Source organism: Janthinobacterium sp. BJB446 (assembly GCF_002735655.1).
GTDB classification, from domain to species: Bacteria; Pseudomonadota; Gammaproteobacteria; order Burkholderiales; family Burkholderiaceae_D; genus Janthinobacterium; species Janthinobacterium lividum.
This window is the reverse complement of record NZ_PDZK01000001.1, coordinates 3,242,582-3,258,260: the sequence shown is the minus strand read 5'-3', so window position 1 is coordinate 3,258,260 and position 15,679 is coordinate 3,242,582. Positions and strand designations below refer to the sequence as shown.

Annotated in this window: 14 protein-coding genes; 11 read left to right on the top strand and 3 right to left on the bottom strand. The window is 63.7% G+C overall.

Annotated features, from left to right (window positions below):
- The first annotated feature begins 135 nt into the window (after nt 1–135).
- The gene (locus CSQ92_RS14355; RefSeq protein WP_099394418.1) at nt 136–1,350 is read left to right on the top strand and encodes an MFS transporter; all 1,215 of its coding nucleotides are present in this window, start codon (nt 136–138) and stop codon (nt 1,348–1,350) included.
- A gap of 83 nt (nt 1,351–1,433) precedes the next feature.
- Complete coding sequence (locus CSQ92_RS14350; protein WP_099394417.1) at nt 1,434–3,467, top strand: GNAT family N-acetyltransferase; 2,034 nt, start codon at nt 1,434–1,436, stop codon at nt 3,465–3,467.
- A gap of 52 nt (nt 3,468–3,519) precedes the next feature.
- Here CSQ92_RS14350 and CSQ92_RS14345 read toward each other — a convergent pair whose 3' ends face one another.
- Entirely contained in the window at nt 3,520–4,785 is a 1,266-nt protein-coding gene (locus CSQ92_RS14345) for a putative Na+/H+ antiporter (RefSeq protein ID WP_070260408.1), read from the bottom strand.
- A gap of 204 nt (nt 4,786–4,989) precedes the next feature.
- Here CSQ92_RS14345 and imuA point away from each other — a divergent pair, with 204 nt between their 5' ends.
- From imuA to CSQ92_RS14325, 4 genes are all read left to right on the top strand, one after another.
- Nucleotides 4,990–5,700, top strand: a complete 711-nt coding sequence (imuA, locus tag CSQ92_RS14340; RefSeq protein WP_070281243.1) for a translesion DNA synthesis-associated protein ImuA — start codon at nt 4,990–4,992, stop codon at nt 5,698–5,700.
- Complete coding sequence (locus tag CSQ92_RS14335; RefSeq protein WP_099394416.1) at nt 5,630–7,117, top strand: Y-family DNA polymerase; 1,488 nt, start codon at nt 5,630–5,632, stop codon at nt 7,115–7,117. The genes imuA and CSQ92_RS14335 overlap by 71 nt, the downstream gene beginning before the upstream one ends.
- An 81-nt stretch (nt 7,118–7,198) precedes the next feature.
- Entirely contained in the window at nt 7,199–7,903 is a 705-nt protein-coding gene (locus CSQ92_RS14330) for a glutathione S-transferase N-terminal domain-containing protein (RefSeq protein ID WP_070260403.1), read from the top strand.
- A 70-nt stretch (nt 7,904–7,973) separates the two neighbouring features.
- Nucleotides 7,974–8,732 carry an alpha/beta hydrolase family protein gene (locus CSQ92_RS14325; RefSeq protein WP_099394415.1) on the top strand — a complete coding sequence of 253 codons (759 nt, stop codon included), beginning with the start codon at nt 7,974–7,976 and terminating at the stop codon, nt 8,730–8,732.
- Nucleotides 8,733–8,928: 196 nt separating this feature from the next.
- Here the strand turns inward: CSQ92_RS14325 and CSQ92_RS14320 are convergent, their stop codons facing one another.
- Entirely contained in the window at nt 8,929–9,279 is a 351-nt protein-coding gene (locus tag CSQ92_RS14320) for a hypothetical protein (RefSeq protein WP_034783462.1), read from the bottom strand.
- Between the two features lie 222 nt (nt 9,280–9,501).
- Here CSQ92_RS14320 and CSQ92_RS14315 point away from each other — a divergent pair, with 222 nt between their 5' ends.
- The 5 genes from CSQ92_RS14315 (at nt 9,502) to coaD (ending at nt 15,012) form a co-directional block, all read left to right on the top strand.
- Nucleotides 9,502–9,963, top strand: coding sequence for an Hsp20 family protein (locus CSQ92_RS14315; RefSeq protein ID WP_092606594.1), 462 nt, complete (start codon nt 9,502–9,504; stop codon nt 9,961–9,963).
- 259 nt (nt 9,964–10,222) lie between these two features.
- Complete coding sequence (locus CSQ92_RS14310; RefSeq protein ID WP_099394718.1) at nt 10,223–11,737, top strand: Do family serine endopeptidase; 1,515 nt, start codon at nt 10,223–10,225, stop codon at nt 11,735–11,737.
- Between the two features lie 29 nt (nt 11,738–11,766).
- The gene (locus CSQ92_RS14305) at nt 11,767–12,426 is read left to right on the top strand and encodes a response regulator (protein WP_034783312.1); all 660 of its coding nucleotides are present in this window, start codon (nt 11,767–11,769) and stop codon (nt 12,424–12,426) included.
- A 2-nt stretch (nt 12,427–12,428) separates the two neighbouring features.
- On the top strand, nt 12,429–13,763 hold the full coding sequence (locus CSQ92_RS14300; RefSeq protein ID WP_099379071.1) for an ATP-binding protein: 1,335 nt from the start codon (nt 12,429–12,431) through the stop codon (nt 13,761–13,763).
- Nucleotides 13,764–13,857: 94 nt separating this feature from the next.
- On the top strand, nt 13,858–15,012 hold the full coding sequence (coaD, locus tag CSQ92_RS14295) for a pantetheine-phosphate adenylyltransferase (protein WP_099394717.1): 1,155 nt from the start codon (nt 13,858–13,860) through the stop codon (nt 15,010–15,012).
- Here the strand turns inward: coaD and CSQ92_RS14290 are convergent.
- Nucleotides 15,009–15,608: a 2-hydroxychromene-2-carboxylate isomerase gene (locus CSQ92_RS14290; RefSeq protein ID WP_099394414.1), complete on the bottom strand. Its 600-nt coding sequence runs from the start codon at nt 15,606–15,608 to the stop codon at nt 15,009–15,011. The two genes, coaD and CSQ92_RS14290, sit on opposite strands and share 4 nt — an antisense overlap.
- Nucleotides 15,609–15,679 lie beyond the last annotated feature (71 nt).

Sequence of the window (15,679 nt, the reverse complement as noted above, 5' to 3'; positions counted from 1 at the left end):
AATCACAAAAACAAGCGCTAAAAATACGAACTGGTATACAATTGGTACACGTTTTCAGTGTGAAGCGTGTCTGCCGTCCCATGCCCCGACGGCAGATATGCACTGACGGCAGCCACCCACGTTACGGAACGCGCCATGTCCATCAAGTCCAAGCAGTTGCTGTGGTTTTTTGCGTTTTTCCTCGTCTTTGAACTGAATATCTATCTGTCGAACGACATGATCATGCCAGCCATGCTGGGCATCGTCGGCGAGTTCCAGGCGGAGGAAAAATTCGTCCCCCTGTCTCTGAGCCTGTATCTGCTGGGCGGCAGTTCCCTGCAGATTTTTCTGGGGCCTTTGGCCGACATCATCGGCAAGCGCAAGCTGGTGCTGACTGGTAATACCTTATTCCTGCTGGCCACGCTGGCCGTGCCATTTGCCGCGTCGATCGAGCAATTTCTCGCCGCGCGTTTCATCCAGGGCATGGGCTGCTGCTTCATCTTCGTCGGCTATGCCATGATCCATGAACTGTTCGATGACATGGCTGCCGTCAAGCTGAGCAGCATCCTGTCGAGCACCACCATCCTCGCGCCCCTTGCCGGCCCCATCCTCGGCAGCGCCATCATCAGCCGGCTGGACTGGCGCTACGTCTTTTTCCTCTCCGGCCTGCTGGCGCTGCTGTCCTTGCTGGGCCTGTTCAAGACCATGCCGCGCGCGGCCCCCAGGGTCACGCGCCTGGACCTTGCCGCCATCGTGCGCAGCTACGCGGCTATTTTCAGCAACAAGCGCTTCATGTTCGGCATGTTCACGGCCGGGCTGGCCACCGTGCCCCTGACGGCCTGGATCGGCTTTTCGCCCATCTTCGTGCTGCAGGAAATGGGCGCCTCCTACGCCACGTATATCGCCCTGCAATGCGTGATTTTGTCGGGCTTTGTCCTCAGCAGCATCGCCATCCAGCGCCTGCGCCAGGATTTCCCCCTCGTGCATCTGCTGCGCCTGGGCGGGCTGGTCGCGGCCGCCGGCATGCTGGGCGCCGGCGCGGGCCGCCATCACGTCGACGTGTTCGCCGCTTGCATGTTTGTCTATTCCATCGGCTTCGGCCTGTTCAATGGCGCTCTGATACGCAGCGCGATCACTGCCAGCAAGGAATCGGTGACCTTGACGACGGCTGCCATGAGCTTGTTGTACTGCATTTATCTGTCCGCCTGGCTGCAGCTCTATAACGTGCTGTGCCAGCGTTTCGGCTATGCGCTGGAAACGTATGCGCTGCTGAATATCCCCGTCATCGTGGTCATCGCCGCCTGCCTGCTGCTGTTTACGCGGGGCATGGCGGGGCGCCGGGAAAGCGAGGTGCTGCTCGCCCGGCACTGATGGCGCAGCGATGCGCATGTTGTCGACCTTGTTTTACCTCCTGCGAAGTTTATTGACACTCTCCTGCGGAAAATGGTGCGCCCATGAAAATAGATGACCTGGCCTCGAAACACGATCAAGCAAAGATTTTCAACCTGGAATACGAGTTCCGCATCAACCGGCTGAAACTCGATTACATCACCCTGGCCGATGTCCGGCCGGCCGGCAGCGACCTGGAACAGCTGGCCGTGGAGCACGAGGTGGGCATCGCGGCCCTGCGCAGCTTCGTCGCCCTGAACTTCAACCATTTCAATGCAGCAAGCTGCTCGTCGCTGAGCTGCATTCCCACGCGCGCGCTCGGCGACGACGAGCGCTACCTGCACCGCATCTGGATGGGCGGACCGTTGCCGGCCATCGCAGCCGAAGCGATCCAGCAGTGGGGTGCGGCGCTGGAAGCGGTGCGGCACAACGGCGGCGCGCCGTACGTCTCCATCCTGTGGGTGTGGGATGCGCAGCAGCTGCGCAATGACGAGCGTTTCAGCCCCACGGGCGGCGCCGGGCGCTACACGATAGGCCGCTACGCCATCGGCGGCACGACCCTGCATATCAATTCGCTGCGCGCGCTGGCGCTGGATTTCGCGCCGGCCCGCTTCGGCGTACTCGATACCCTGCATATGCAGCGCTACTTCGCCACCTTGTCCGATTATTTCCGCATCCTTATCATGTGCGAATACGGCGGCATGTATATGGATGTCGATACGATCCCGCACAATCCGGCGACGATTTTCCTGATGAAGCCGGAAGTGCCCGATTATTTCCAGCGCAAGGATGGCGACAGCGAAGAGCGCCAGCATGTCAGCTGGATGAATCTGTTTCTCGATGAAACGGGCATGCTGATCGCCAAGAAGAACGATGCCGCGCTGCGTGTGATCCAGCGCAATGTGAACATCGCCTATGCGGGTATCGATGCGCGGATTCCCCGTTCCTGCCCGCAATTCGAGGCGCAGCTGTTTGGCCAGTTCTATGCCGAATGGAAGAAAAACCTGGGCGTGACCCTGCTCAGCCATGCCGAGTTCTACCAGCGCTATTGCGTGCTGTATGACGGTGCGCGGGAAGCGGTGGCGGGTGGCATCCGGGGCATGCGCTTGCTGGACGATATCATTACCGACGTGCACATTCCCCTCAGTGACGAGGAACGGCGCGCGTATGCGCGCTGCGTCGCCAGGCTCGACGAAATCGGCTGGCAGCTTGACGATCCTTTGAGCCTGCCCGACATCGTCGATGTGTTCGATATCGAGGAAGTGCCGCGCATGGCGTATGCGGCCCAGCTGCGGGCGGACATCGAGCATTTTCACTATTACTCGGTGCTGTCGGACGACCCGCAGCTCGATCGCGTGAATGGCGTCTTTTGCCGCTACCTGCTGGCCCACCGTTCGCGGCATATTGCCGCTGGCGATTTCTGGCGCCCGACCGTGGGCCGCCACGGCAGCCGCATGCCGGCCGCCAGCGATGCCGTCCCGTCCGGCGACGAGACGCAGGCGGGCCTGCTGTCGCATGCGCCGCTCAAGCTGGTGCCGGGTGAACTGCTGGGCGATGAGACGAGGAACCGCATGGCGAAACTGCTGTTTGCCACCAGCTATCTCGAATACTGCTCGTTCGGCAATAAACTCAATCTGCAGTTCGTCGAATTGCAGCGGCGGCAGAATATCGACCCGTATCTGCAGCACATCCACGGCCTGCACGACGAAGACGGGCGTTTCATCGGCTTCTTCACGGCCGCCACGATGGCAGAGTTCCAGGCCTGCGGCGCCGTCTCGTATTACCGGGACGACATGAAGGCGCTCGACGATGCGTATGACACATTCGTGCTCGCGCATGCGCGCACCGACGACTGTTTCGTCAGCAGCCTGGCCATCGACGAAAAATACCGGGGGCAGGGCCTGTTCCGGCAAATGTTCCATGAAATCCGCGACCTGGCCAGCCGCAAGGGCTGTGCGCGCATCACCTTGACGGTATGGGAAAAAAGCGAAGCGCTGCAAGTGTATCTGCACAAGGGTTTTCGCAGCGTGGGCACGTTCGACTATGCCTACAGCCTGTTCTATGACCGGCTGCATTTCCTCGTGTATGAGGGAAACTGAAGAGGGAAATTGAAGGCAGCAGGGGCGGCCGGCAGCCGCCCCGTGATGAGGCTTACAGGGCCAGGAAGGCCAGGCCCGCCACGGCCGTCGGCAGCAGGGCGCCGGCCAGCAAACCGACGGCGCCGATCGATTCATCCTTGAAGCCGCGGCGCAGCAGGGCTACGCCGGCCGGGTTCGGCGCATTGGCGATGACGGTCAGGCCGCCGCCGGCCACGGCGCCGGCCATCAGCATGTATTTCGCTTCGTCCGTCATGCCGACGATCAGCGAACCGAGGTAGGTGAGGGCCGCATTGTCGGTAATGGCCGTCAAGCCCAGCGCGCCGAAGAACAGGGCCAGCGGCTTCAGGCTCGAAACGATGGGCTGCAGCCACCATTGCTGCATGCCGCCCAGTACCACCAGGCCGCCCAGGAAGAAGCCGACCAATAAACCCTCTTTCAGGATCAGCGGGCTTTGATAGCGCTCATACGCCTGCACGAAGCCGAGGAAGAACAGGAACAGGCCGATGAATAGCACGGGATGGTGCGCCAGGGCGACGACGCCGGCCAGCACGATCATGTGCACCAGGCTGACGGCCAGCGGCACTTTCGGCGCTTCCACTTCACCGGCCTTCGGCTTGATGTCGGAGGTGTTGCTGTGCAGGTATTTGCGCAGCAAAATGCTCACGCCCGTCGCGTTGACGAGGACGGCGATGGCGGCCTTCCAGCCGAAATGGCTGGCCATGTAGGCGCTATCCCAGTTCCACGTGGTGGCCACCATCAGCACGGGCGGCGCCGCGTACGAGGTGAGCGTGCCGCCGATGGAAACGTTGACGAAGAGCACGCCCAGCGCGCCGTATTTCAGCCATTCAGGAATGCCCGGGCGGAAGATTTGCGGTGCCAGCATCAACGCAGCCAGGGTCATGGCGGCCGGTTCCGTGATCAACGAACCCGTCAGGGGCACAAGCGCCAGGCCCAGCCAGACGAGGGCCAGTTCCGTGCGCAGCGGCATCACGCGCGCCACGCCTTTCAACAGGCGCTGCACGGCGTCGAGCACGGGGCGCGAGGCAGCCACGACCATGACGACAAAGACGAACAGCGGCTCCGTGTAATGGCGCGACTCGGCATACTCGATGGCCGCATCGCCGCCCGAGACAAAGGCCATGATGATGATCAGGATGAAGGCCCAGAAGCCGAACACGACTTCCACTTCGCCCAGCAAATGCAGCAGGCCCGCATGGCGGGGGTGGCGGCGCGACAAGGTTTCAAACGACTTGGCGGCGAAGGTGTGGATGAGCGCAAGCCCGAAGACGATGGCGCTGATGATTTGGATGGTGGTCAAATGCGTTTCCTTTGGACGGAGGAAGCCGCCCGATGCATTGCCGAGCGGTAAGGAGAGTGCTTATGGTACAGCAATCGATGTGAAAAACGGTGTTTTTCGGACGTGGCGGGACGGCCCCGGGGAGCTGCGGCGCAGATAAGTCTTGCCAAAAGCGGGACTGGATAGTACTGTATATGCATACAGTATTTATCTTCATATTCAATTATGCAACATTCCGAATTGATGGCCTCGCCGGAAGCCTTGCACCCGTCCCTGTGGCGCGCATCGCAGCTGGGGCAGGGCGCCACGCGCTGCCTGGATACGGGCTTTGCCGCCCTGTCCGCGCAGTTGCCCGGCGGCGGCTGGCCCAGCGGCAGCCTCATCGATCTGCTGGTGCAGCAGCCGGGCAGCGGCGAATTGCGGCTGCTGGCGCCCGCGCTGGCGCAGCTGCCGGGCTTGCCCATCGTGCTGCTGCAACCACCCCATCCGCCGCAGGCGCTGGCCTTGGCCGCGCAGGGGCTGGCGCCGTCGCAATTGCTGTGGTTAAAGAGCGCCAGCAGCAAGGATGCCTTGTGGGCGGCGGAAAATATCTTGCGCAGCGGTAGTTGCGGCGCCTTGCTGTTCTGGCAGCCGCATGTGCGCGCCGACAGCCTGCGCCGGCTGCACCTGGCCGCGCAGTCCGGAAACACCCTGTTCTGCATGCTGCGCCCGCTGCACGGCGCGCAGGATGCGTCGCCGGCGCCGCTGCGCCTGTCCGTGCGTCCGGCCGCCGGCGGCATCGAGATCGGCTTCATCAAGCGCCGGGGACCGCAGCGCGACGCGCCCCTGTTCCTGCCCCTGCAACCTCCTTCATTACTGCTACGCCATGCGACTCTGGATCGGCCTGTGCCTGCCCCGGCTCCCGCTCGAAGTGTTTTGCCCGCGCTGGTCGGTTGACAGCCTCGGCGTGGTGCTGGAGCAGGAGCAAGTGATGGCCGTGTCGTCGCTGGCGCGGGCAGCCGGCATCCGGCCGGGCATGCGCCGCGCCGGCGCGCTGATGCTGGCACCACAGGCGCGCCTGCACGAACGCTCTCCCGAACTGGAAGCGCAAGCCTTGCAAGCGGTGGCGCTGGCGCTGCTGCAATATTCGCCGCTGGTGGCGCAGGGCGAGGAAGCGACCCTGCTCGTCGATGCGGGCGCCAGCCTGCGCCTGTTCGGCGGCGTGCGCGCCCTGTGCCGGCAAATCGCGGCCAGCTTGCGCGCGCTCGGCTACACGGCCCAGCTATCCTGCGCGCCCACGGCGCGCGGCGCCTGGCTGCTGGCGCGCGCCGCTACGCACCGGGGCCGGACATTGAGCATGGCCAGCCTGGTGCGCCGCCTCGACCGCCTGCCGTGCGCCTTGCTGCCGCCGGCGCGCCCCTACCTGGAATGGCTGGACGGCATCGGCTGCCGCACCCTGGGGCAGCTGCGCCACTTGCCCCGGCCCGGCTTGCAGCGCCGCTGCGGCGGGGCCTTGCTCGACATGCTCGACGATGCGCATGGCCACGGCACGGAACTGTACCTGTGGCTCGAAGCGCCACCCACGTTCCGCGCCAGCCTGGAATTGTTCGACCGCGTGGAGCACGCCGACGCGCTGCTGTTCGGCGCGCGCCGGCTGCTGCAGCAAATGACGGGCTGGCTGTGCGCGCGGCAATTTGCCGTCGAGCGCATTCAATTGTTGCTGGCGCACGAGCGGGGCCGGGTGGCGCGTGCGCCCACCGTCATCGACCTGGCGCTGGGCGAGGCCGTCTGGCGCGACGAGCACCTGGTGCGCCTGCTCAAGGAACGCCTGGCGCAGCTGGCGCTGGACGCACCCGTGATCGGCCTCACCCTGGAAGCGCTGCAGGTGCAGCCGATGGCGCCGCCCAGCGACACCCTGTTTCCAGAGCCGGGCGGCACGCCGCAAGAGCGCCAGCGCTTGATGGAATTGCTGGTGGCGCGCCTGGGCACGGAGAATGTCTTGCAGGCCGCGCCGCGCGCCGATTACCGTCCCGAGGCGGCCAACCAGTGGCTGCCGCTGCCTGCCAAGGCCGGCGGCAGAAACGCGGTGCCGGACTTGCCGCCCGGCTTGCCCGGCATGCCCCGTCCCGGCTGGCTGCTGGCCCAGCCCATCGCCCTCCTGATGCGCGAGCACCGGCCATTCTATGGCTCGCCCCTGAAAATGGTCTCTGTCGCCGAGCGCATCGAAGCGGGCTGGTGGGGCCAGTCGCAGGCGCGCGATTACTTCATCGCCGAAGGCCTCGACCATGCCCACTACTGGGTCTATCGTGAACGCATCGCCGGCAGCGGAGAAGATGCCGCGCCGCGCTGGTTTTTGCATGGCTTGTTTGGCTGAATGCGTTGTCCTGCTGAAACTGCCATGCTTGGCTATACTGGCTTCCCGGCGCCGCATCTTTAATTGAAATGAAGGATATCCATGACACAGCTTTCCGACTTCCCCATCACCCAAAAATGGCCTGCCCGGCATCCCGAGCGCCTGCAACTGTACTCGCTGCCGACGCCGAACGGCATCAAGGTCTCGATCCTGCTGGAAGAGCTGGGCCTGGCGTACGAGCCGCACCTGGTCAGCTTCGAGCAGAATGACCAGCTGTCGCCCGCCTTCCTGTCCCTCAATCCGAACAACAAGATTCCCGCTATCCTTGACCCGGACGGTCCCGATGGCAAGCCGCTGGCCCTGTTCGAGTCGGGCGCCATCCTGCTGTACCTGGCCGAAAAGACGGGCAAGTTCATCCCCCAGGACGCAGGCCTGCGCTATGAAACGATACAGTGGCTGATGTTCCAGATGGGCGGTATCGGCCCCATGTTTGGCCAGGTGGGCTTCTTCCATAAATTCGCCGGCAAGGATTACGAGGACAAGCGTCCGCTGGAACGCTATATCGGCGAGGCCAAGCGCCTGCTGGGCGTGCTCGAGCAGCGCCTGCAGGGCCGCGACTGGATCATGGGTAGCCAGTACACGATTGCCGACATCGCCATCTTCCCGTGGGTGCGCTGCCTGGTGGGTTTCTATGGGGCGGGCGACCTCGTCGGCTTTGGCAATTTCCCGCATGTGCAGCGCGCGCTGGACGCGTTTCTGGCCAGGCCAGCCGTTGCCAAAGGAGTCAATATTCCCAAGCGGGATTAAAGCAGGAAGTGGCCGGGCGGCGCTACAATGCGCCATCGGCCGCCCTGCGCGGCAGCTTTGATCTGAGACAATGAAATCCACCCGGCAAGATTTTCCCGGCGCGCACGGCCATGTGCTGGCGGCGCGCCTCGATGCGCCCGACGGCGCCATCCGCGCGTATGCGCTGTTCGCCCACTGTTTTACCTGCGGCAAGGATGTGCTGGCCGCGCGGCGCATCGCGCAAGGTCTCACGGAACACGGCATCGCCGTGCTGCGCTTCGACTTCACGGGACTGGGCGCCAGCGAGGGCGAGTTTGCCGCCACCAATTTCTCGTCGAACGTCGACGACCTGGTCGCCGCCGCGGATTTTCTGCGGGCAAAACATGCCGCGCCGCAATTGCTGATCGGCCATAGCCTGGGCGGCGCGGCCGTGCTGGCCGCTGCCGCGCAGGTACCGGAAGCGACCGCCATCGCCACCCTGGCCGCGCCCAGCACGCCCGCCTACGTGACGCGCATGTTCAGCGAGCACCTGGAGCAAATCGCCGCCGAAGGCGAAGCGCTGGTGCAGCTGGAAGGGCGGCCCTTCCGCATCCGCCAGCAATTCGTCGACGACGCGGGCAGCCACAGCCTCAAGACCCACATCACAGGCCTGCGCCGCGCCTTGCTGGTGATGCACGCGCCGAACGACACGACGGTGAGCCTGTCTAACGCGATGGATATCTTCACGGCCGCCAAGCACCCGAAAAGCTTCGTTTCGCTCGACGATGCCGACCACTTGCTGACGGGGCGCGATGACGCGGCCTACGTTGCCAACGTCATCGCTGCCTGGAGCGCGCGCTATATCAGCTAAGTAAGCAAGCGGTCGCCCATGAAAAACGCCGCGGCAGCAGAAGCTGGCGCGGCGCGGATACTATTGGTACTTTACAACACCTGACAAAATCGTAGCGAGCGGCAGTGATTTGTGGCCGAGAAGCGCAGCCGTGCTAAAGCACGGTGAGCATCGCCGGCCGCAAAGCGCGACGCGCAGTAGATTTGGTCAGGTGTTCTCAGTCTTCGTCAAATTCGGCGGATAGATCCTTCCAGCCCTTGCTTACGGCAAAGGCTGAAAATTCCTCGGGCGCTTCCAGAACGATCAGTTTCTTGTCTTGCAAGCCAAGGTCGCCGTGGCCGAAATCGGGGCCTACGTAGCCGAGGCTGCGAAGGCGCGCCAGGATGTGGCCGACCAGGGTCTTGTCCTTATAGGCGCCCGCTTCGAGCGGGGCGGCGAAATCGACGTAGACGTCGATGATGCCGTAGCCTTCGTCGAAGATGCGGATGGCCTTGATGTCGTGGGCACGGCCGGAGCCGTCGGTGGCCTTGAAGGGGCCGCTGAGCTGGATGTCGGTGTCATTGTTCATGCCGCCAGCATACACCAAAAGCCGGTGCCGCATGGGGGACGCCATGCAAAATCCTCTTGGGCTGGGCATGTAAAAATTTCTTACAAATTTGGCGGCGTCTGGGGCGTTTTTCGCCAATTTCAAGGCCTTGAAAGGGGCTGGAGAGGCCGTATATCGGTAACAAGCGGATGCTCATGGTGAGGTCCGCCCCTCTTATCGCTTCATTTGAAAAGGATATTTATCATGCGTACTTTTGACCTTGCTCCCCTGTACCGTTCCGCCATTGGCTTTGACCGCCTGGCACAGCTGCTCAACGAACAGCGCGCCGATGCGCAACCGAGCTATCCGCCGTACAACATCGAACTGGTGTCGGAAGATAAATACCGCATCGTGATGGCATTGGCCGGCTTCTCGCGTGAAGAGATCGACATCATCACCGAACGCGATTCCCTGCACGTCACGGGCCGCAAGCAGAAAGATGGCGTTGAGCGCACCTTCTTGCATCGCGGTATCGCTGCCCGCGATTTCGAACAGCGTTTCCAGCTGGCCAACCACGTGAAGGTCACGGGCGCCACGTTTGAAAACGGCATGCTGACCATCGACCTGGTGCGCGAAGTGCCAGAAGCGCTGAAACCGCGCAAGATCGAGATCGGCTCCGGCAGCGGCGCCACCGTCAGCGCGCTGGAACAGCGTCAGGCGGCCTGATCTGATCGTGGCGCCCTCCGGGCGCCCGGGCAGGTTCCTTTCATGCAGTAAAATACTGGCCGGTTGATCCGGCCAGTGTCACGTCCGGAGCCCGTTCGGACCCTTCATCGCCCGCCATGCGCGGTGCGCGCGGCACGCAAGATTAAACCCTGCTTAAAGGCGCAAATGCCTGTTTCCAAATAGAAAAATGTTAAGCACCGCCTAAGACTCGTGGCCCAATATTGCATACATCAAAATCTCATTGAATGAGGAGCAATTCATGGAACAGCAAACGAATACCGCATCCCTGAAAATCAAACGCACCGTAGCCGCGCTGGCCGCGATCGGTGTGCTGGGCGCCGGTGGCGCCATGGTGGTGCATCAGAACAATGCTGGCGCGAATGCCGCAGCGGCTGCGGCCGCCCCCGTGGCAGCGGCAGTCGCGCCCGCCACCGCCGCCGCGCCGCTGGTGGCCTTGCCCGACTTTAGCCAGATCGCCGCGCGCAACAGCCCGGCCGTCGTCAATATCAGCGTCACGGGCAGCACCAAGGTGGCGTATGACCCGTCGGCCCAGGCCGGCAACGACGATTTCGGCAACGACCCCTTCTTCGAGTTCTTCCGCCGTTTCCAGGGTCCGCAAGGCGGGCAGCGCGGTGGCCGCGACGTGCCCACGCATGGCCTCGGTTCCGGCTTCATCGTCAGTCCGGACGGCATCATCATGACGAATGCCCACGTGGTGCGCGATGCGCGCGAAGTGACCGTCAAGCTGAACGACCGCCGCGAATTCCGCGCCAAGGTGCTCGGTACGGATCCGAAGACCGATATCGCCGTGCTGAAGATCGACGCCAATAACCTGCCCATCGTGCCGCTCGGCCATTCCAGCGACCTGAAGGTGGGCGAGTGGGTGCTGGCCATCGGTTCGCCATACGGCTTCGACAGCACGGTGACGGCTGGCGTCGTCAGCGCCAAGGGCCGTTCCTTGCCGGACGACAGCAATGTGCCGTTCATCCAGACGGACGTGGCAGTGAATCCAGGCAACTCGGGCGGCCCGCTGTTCAATACGCGCGGCGAAGTGGTCGGCATCAATTCGCAGATCTACAGCCAGACGGGCGGTTTCCAGGGCCTGTCGTTCGCCATCCCCATCGACCTGGCTAGCCGCATCAAGGACCAGATCGTTGCAACGGGCAAGGCCAGCCATGCCAAGCTGGGCGTGACGGTGCAGGAAGTCAACCAGGGCTTTGCCGACTCGTTCAAGCTGGCCACGCCGGAAGGCGCGCTGGTCGCCAACGTGGAGCGGGGCAGCCCGGCCGACAAGGCGGGCCTGAAATCGGGCGACGTGGTGCGCAAGGTGAATGGACAGCGCATCATCGGTTCGGCCGACCTGCCGGCGCTGGTGGGCACCTCTTTGCCAGGCGACAAGATCAGCATGGATGTCTGGCGTGACGGCAAGATCGTCAGCCTGACGGCGACCTTGGGCAATGCGGCCGACAAGGTGGCCGAAGTGGCGAAGAGCGACAGCGCCGCCGGCAAGGTAAAGCTGGGCCTGGCCCTGCGTCCGTTACAATCGGATGAAAAACGCGAGGCGGGCATCAGTGCCGGCCTGCTGGTGGAAGACGCGGGCGGCGCCGCCGCGAATGCCGGAGTGCAGCCGGGCGACGTGCTATTGTCGGTGAATGGCCGTCCCGTCAACACGGTCGAGCAGGTGCGCGACGTGGTGGAAAAATCCGCCAAGTCGGTGGCCTTGCTGATACAGCGCGGCCCCGATAAGATCTTCATTCCCGTGCGTTTGGGCTGAAAACAAGAGTAACTAGAGAGAGGCAAGCCATGCGCTTATTGCTGGTAGAAGACGATACGATGATCGGCGAGGTGGTGCTCGATCTGCTGCGCGCCGAGCATTACGCGGTGGACTGGGTCAAGGATGGCGACATGGCCGATACGGCCCTGCAGACGCAGACCTATGACCTGGTGCTGCTGGACCTGGGCCTGCCCCGCAAGGATGGCCTCGACGTGCTGCGCTCGATGCGTTTGCGCAAGCTCGACACGCCGGTGCTGGTCGCCACGGCGCGCGACGCCATCGAGCAGCGCATCGCCGGCCTCGACGCGGGCGCCGACGATTACGTGCTCAAGCCGTATGACCTCGACGAATTGCTGGCGCGCATACGCGCCCTGCTGCGGCGCGCCTCGGGGCGGCCGGAACCGATCTTCGAGCACCAGGGCGTGAGTATCAATCCGCTGACGCGCGAAGTGATCGCCGAGGGCCATCCCGTCAACCTGTCGGCGCGCGAATGGGCCGTGCTGGAAGCGCTGATCGCGCGTCCCGGCATCGTGCTGTCGCGCGCGCAACTGGAAGAAAAGCTGTACAGCTGGAAGGATGAAGTCAACAGCAATGCCGTGGAAGTGTATATCCACGGCTTGCGCAAGAAGCTGGGCAGCGACTTGATCCAGAACGTGCGCGGCCTCGGTTACATGGTGCCCAAGGCATGAGGATGAAGGTCACGGTGACGCACTCGCTGCGCGGCCGCCTGCTGTGGTTTTTGCTGGCGGCCATCATCATGGCGGCCCTGGCGCAGGCGTCGATCGCCTACCGCAGCGCCCTGTACGACGCCGACCAGATTTTTGACTATCACATGCAGCAGATGGCCCTGTCGCTGCGCTCCGGCGCGCCGCTGGCCAACCATGCGCAAGCCTTGCCGGCCGACCCCGTCAACAACGACATGGTGGTGCAGGTATGGACGCCGGACGGCGTGCAGGTGTTCCGCTCGATCACGCGCGCGGAACTGCCGCAGCGCGCCGTGCTGGGCTTTTCCAACGTGAAAGCCAACGGCACGACCTATCGCATCTTCTCCGTGCAAACCAGTTCCCAGACCGTGCAGATCGCCCAGGACATGGCCGTGCGCAAGCGCATGGCCGGCAGCCTGGCCTTGCGCACGGTGGGCCCGATCGCGCTGATGGCGCCGATTCTGATGCTGGTCGTCTGGTGGGTCGTCAGCGGCTCGCTGGCACCCGTTTCGCGCGTGCGCAAGCAGGTGGCGGCGCGCCAGGCGGACGATCTGTCGCCCGTCTCGGAAGCGGGCTTGCCCGACGAAGTACGGCCCCTGGTGCATGAACTGAATTTGCTGTTCGGTCGCGTGAAGACGGCGTTCGACGCGCAGCAGCATTTCGTCGCCGACGCCGCGCATGAATTGCGCACGCCGCTGGCGGCCCTGAAGCTGCAGGTATTGAGCCTGGAGCGGGCCGAATCGGAAGAAAAGCGCAGTCTGGCCATTTCCCGCGTGAGCGCCGGCATCGAGCGGGCCACGCGCCTGGTCGAGCAGCTGCTGGTGCTGGCGCGTCAGGAGGCGAGCGCCGCCAGCGGCGACCAGCTGCAGGCGGTGGACTTGAACGATGTCGTCAAGCGCGCGCTGGGCGACATGGCCGGCATCGCGCAGGCGCGAAAGATCGACCTGGGCCTGCATCACATGGACCCGGCCAAGGTGGCGGGGCAGGCCGATGCCCTCAACATCATGCTGCGCAATCTGGTCGACAACGCCATCAAGTACACGCCGCAGGGCGGCACGGTCGACATCGACCTGCGCGCCAGCCCCGTCGGCGTGACCTTGTCGGTGGAAGACAGCGGCCCGGGCATCCCGCCCGAAGAGCGCGAGCGCGTCTTCAGCCGCTTCTACCGCGTGCCCGGCACGGATGCCAACGGCAGCGGCCTGGGGCTGGCCATCATCAAGGCCATCGCCGAGCGCCACGGCGCGCGCCTGGTGCTGGACAAGTCCGAGCGCCTGGGCGGCCTGTGCGTGCGCGTGGAATTCCCGCAAGCCGTGAAAAAATAACGTTTTGATCATGATCTTTGGCATGTTGCATTGACGCGCGCGCCGCTGGCATATATTGTCTGCGCAATAAGCATTCAAGCAAATGGAGCGCAGCATGCAGAAGATCGGCTTTTCAGGAACCCTCGACCCTATCACCAACGGCCACATGTGGGTGATCGGCGAAGCGCGCTCGCTCGCCGACGAGGTGATCGTGTTCCTGTCGCAAAACCCCGCCAAGAAGCCGCAATTTCCCGCCGAAGACCGCAAGCGCATCATCGAGCAGAGCGCGCGCGAGTGCGGCTGGGACAATGTGCAGGTCGTCATCGTCAAGGGCGACTACACGGCGCGCGCGGCGAAAAAGCATGGCTGCGACTACCTGATCCGCGGCATCCGCACGACGGCCGATTTCGACTATGAAAATCTGATCCAGCAAACCAATGTGGACGTGCTGCAGGGCGCCAAGACGATTTTCGTCATGCCGCCGCGCGACCTCGGTTCCGTCAGTTCCAGCTTCGTCAAGGCGCTGGAAGGCCCCGTCGGCTGGAACTGGACCATGAAGAAATTCGTCCCCGGCCCGGCGTACCAGGCGTGGATCCTCGATTGCCTGCGCAAGGAGTGGGAAGCGCTGTGGAATTACGCGACAGCCTCGCAAGCGGACATCGCGCTGGCGGACCACTGGTTCGCGTACCTGACGGGGCCGCAGGCGTATGGCGGCGCGGACCGCCACTATCACAACCTCGACCACCTGGTGCACGGCCTGTCCGAGATCCGCGTGTGGGCCGACAATACCTTTGCGCCCAAGCGCGACAGCGCGCTGGTCAAGAAGGCGTTCTGGTTCCACGACGCCGTTTACAGCCACGACGACGATGCCCTGTATTCGAGCGAAGAGGCGAGCGCCCAGCTGTGGCTGGCGAGCGGCCTCGATGCGGGCGACAACCTCGATGTGGCGCAATTGATACGCGTTACCGACCATTTCCAGGGCCCCGGCATCAGCCATCCGCTGAAGGACGCCATGCTCAGCGCCGACCTGGCCATCCTCGGGCAAGATGAAGAGGTGTATCAAGCCTACACGCAAGCCATCGTCCGCGAATACGCGCACGTGGACCCAGTGCGCTTCAACGAGCAGCGGGGCCTGGCCCTGCAGCACCTGTGCGGCAAGGCGCAGGCGGGCCAGCTGTTTGGCGATGCGTATTTTGCCGACCAGTACAACGAGCGGGCCATTGAAAACATGCAGAAGGAAATCGCGGCGCTGGCGGGGAGTGGGGTTTAACGGCGGCTGGCTACCGCATGCAGCAGTGCATCCTCGAGCCGATCATTGCCCCAGAATAATTCCCCAGCGCTGACGAAGCTGGGGGCGCCGAACAGGTTCAGCGCTTGTGCCTGCTCGGTCTGGCGGCGCAGCCGCAGCTTGTTGTCCGGTGTCACAGCCAGCGCCAGAACGGCGCGTGCGTCGAGGCCCAGCCCCTCCAGGGCCTCGCTGACGGCTTCGATGTGGTCGATGTCGCGGTCTTCGGCAAAATTCATCGTCATCATGCGGCGCGCAAAGGGCGCAATCCAGCCCTGGTCCGCGCCGATCAGCGCCACGCGCATGGGCAGCAGGGCTGTGCGGGGGAAGGAACTCGGTTGCTGCCATGGCAATGCGTACTTTTCGCACTGGCGCGCCATGTCGCGCCACGTGTAGTCGCCCTTGAGTTTTTGCAAAATGAAGGGCGATGTCTCCCAGCCCAGCGCCTTGAAGACGACGCCCAGCAGGAAGGGTTTCCAGATCACATGCACCTTCTTTTCACGCGCCAGCGCGTCGATGCGCATGGCGCTCAGGTAGCTGTAGTTGCTGCCGAAATCGAACCAGAATTCCAGTGTGGCCATGGTCTCTTTTCTATGCGGTCGCGCAGGGTTGATTCCTGCGCCGGGGCGCGAAGGCGCGACTGCCGCGCCGG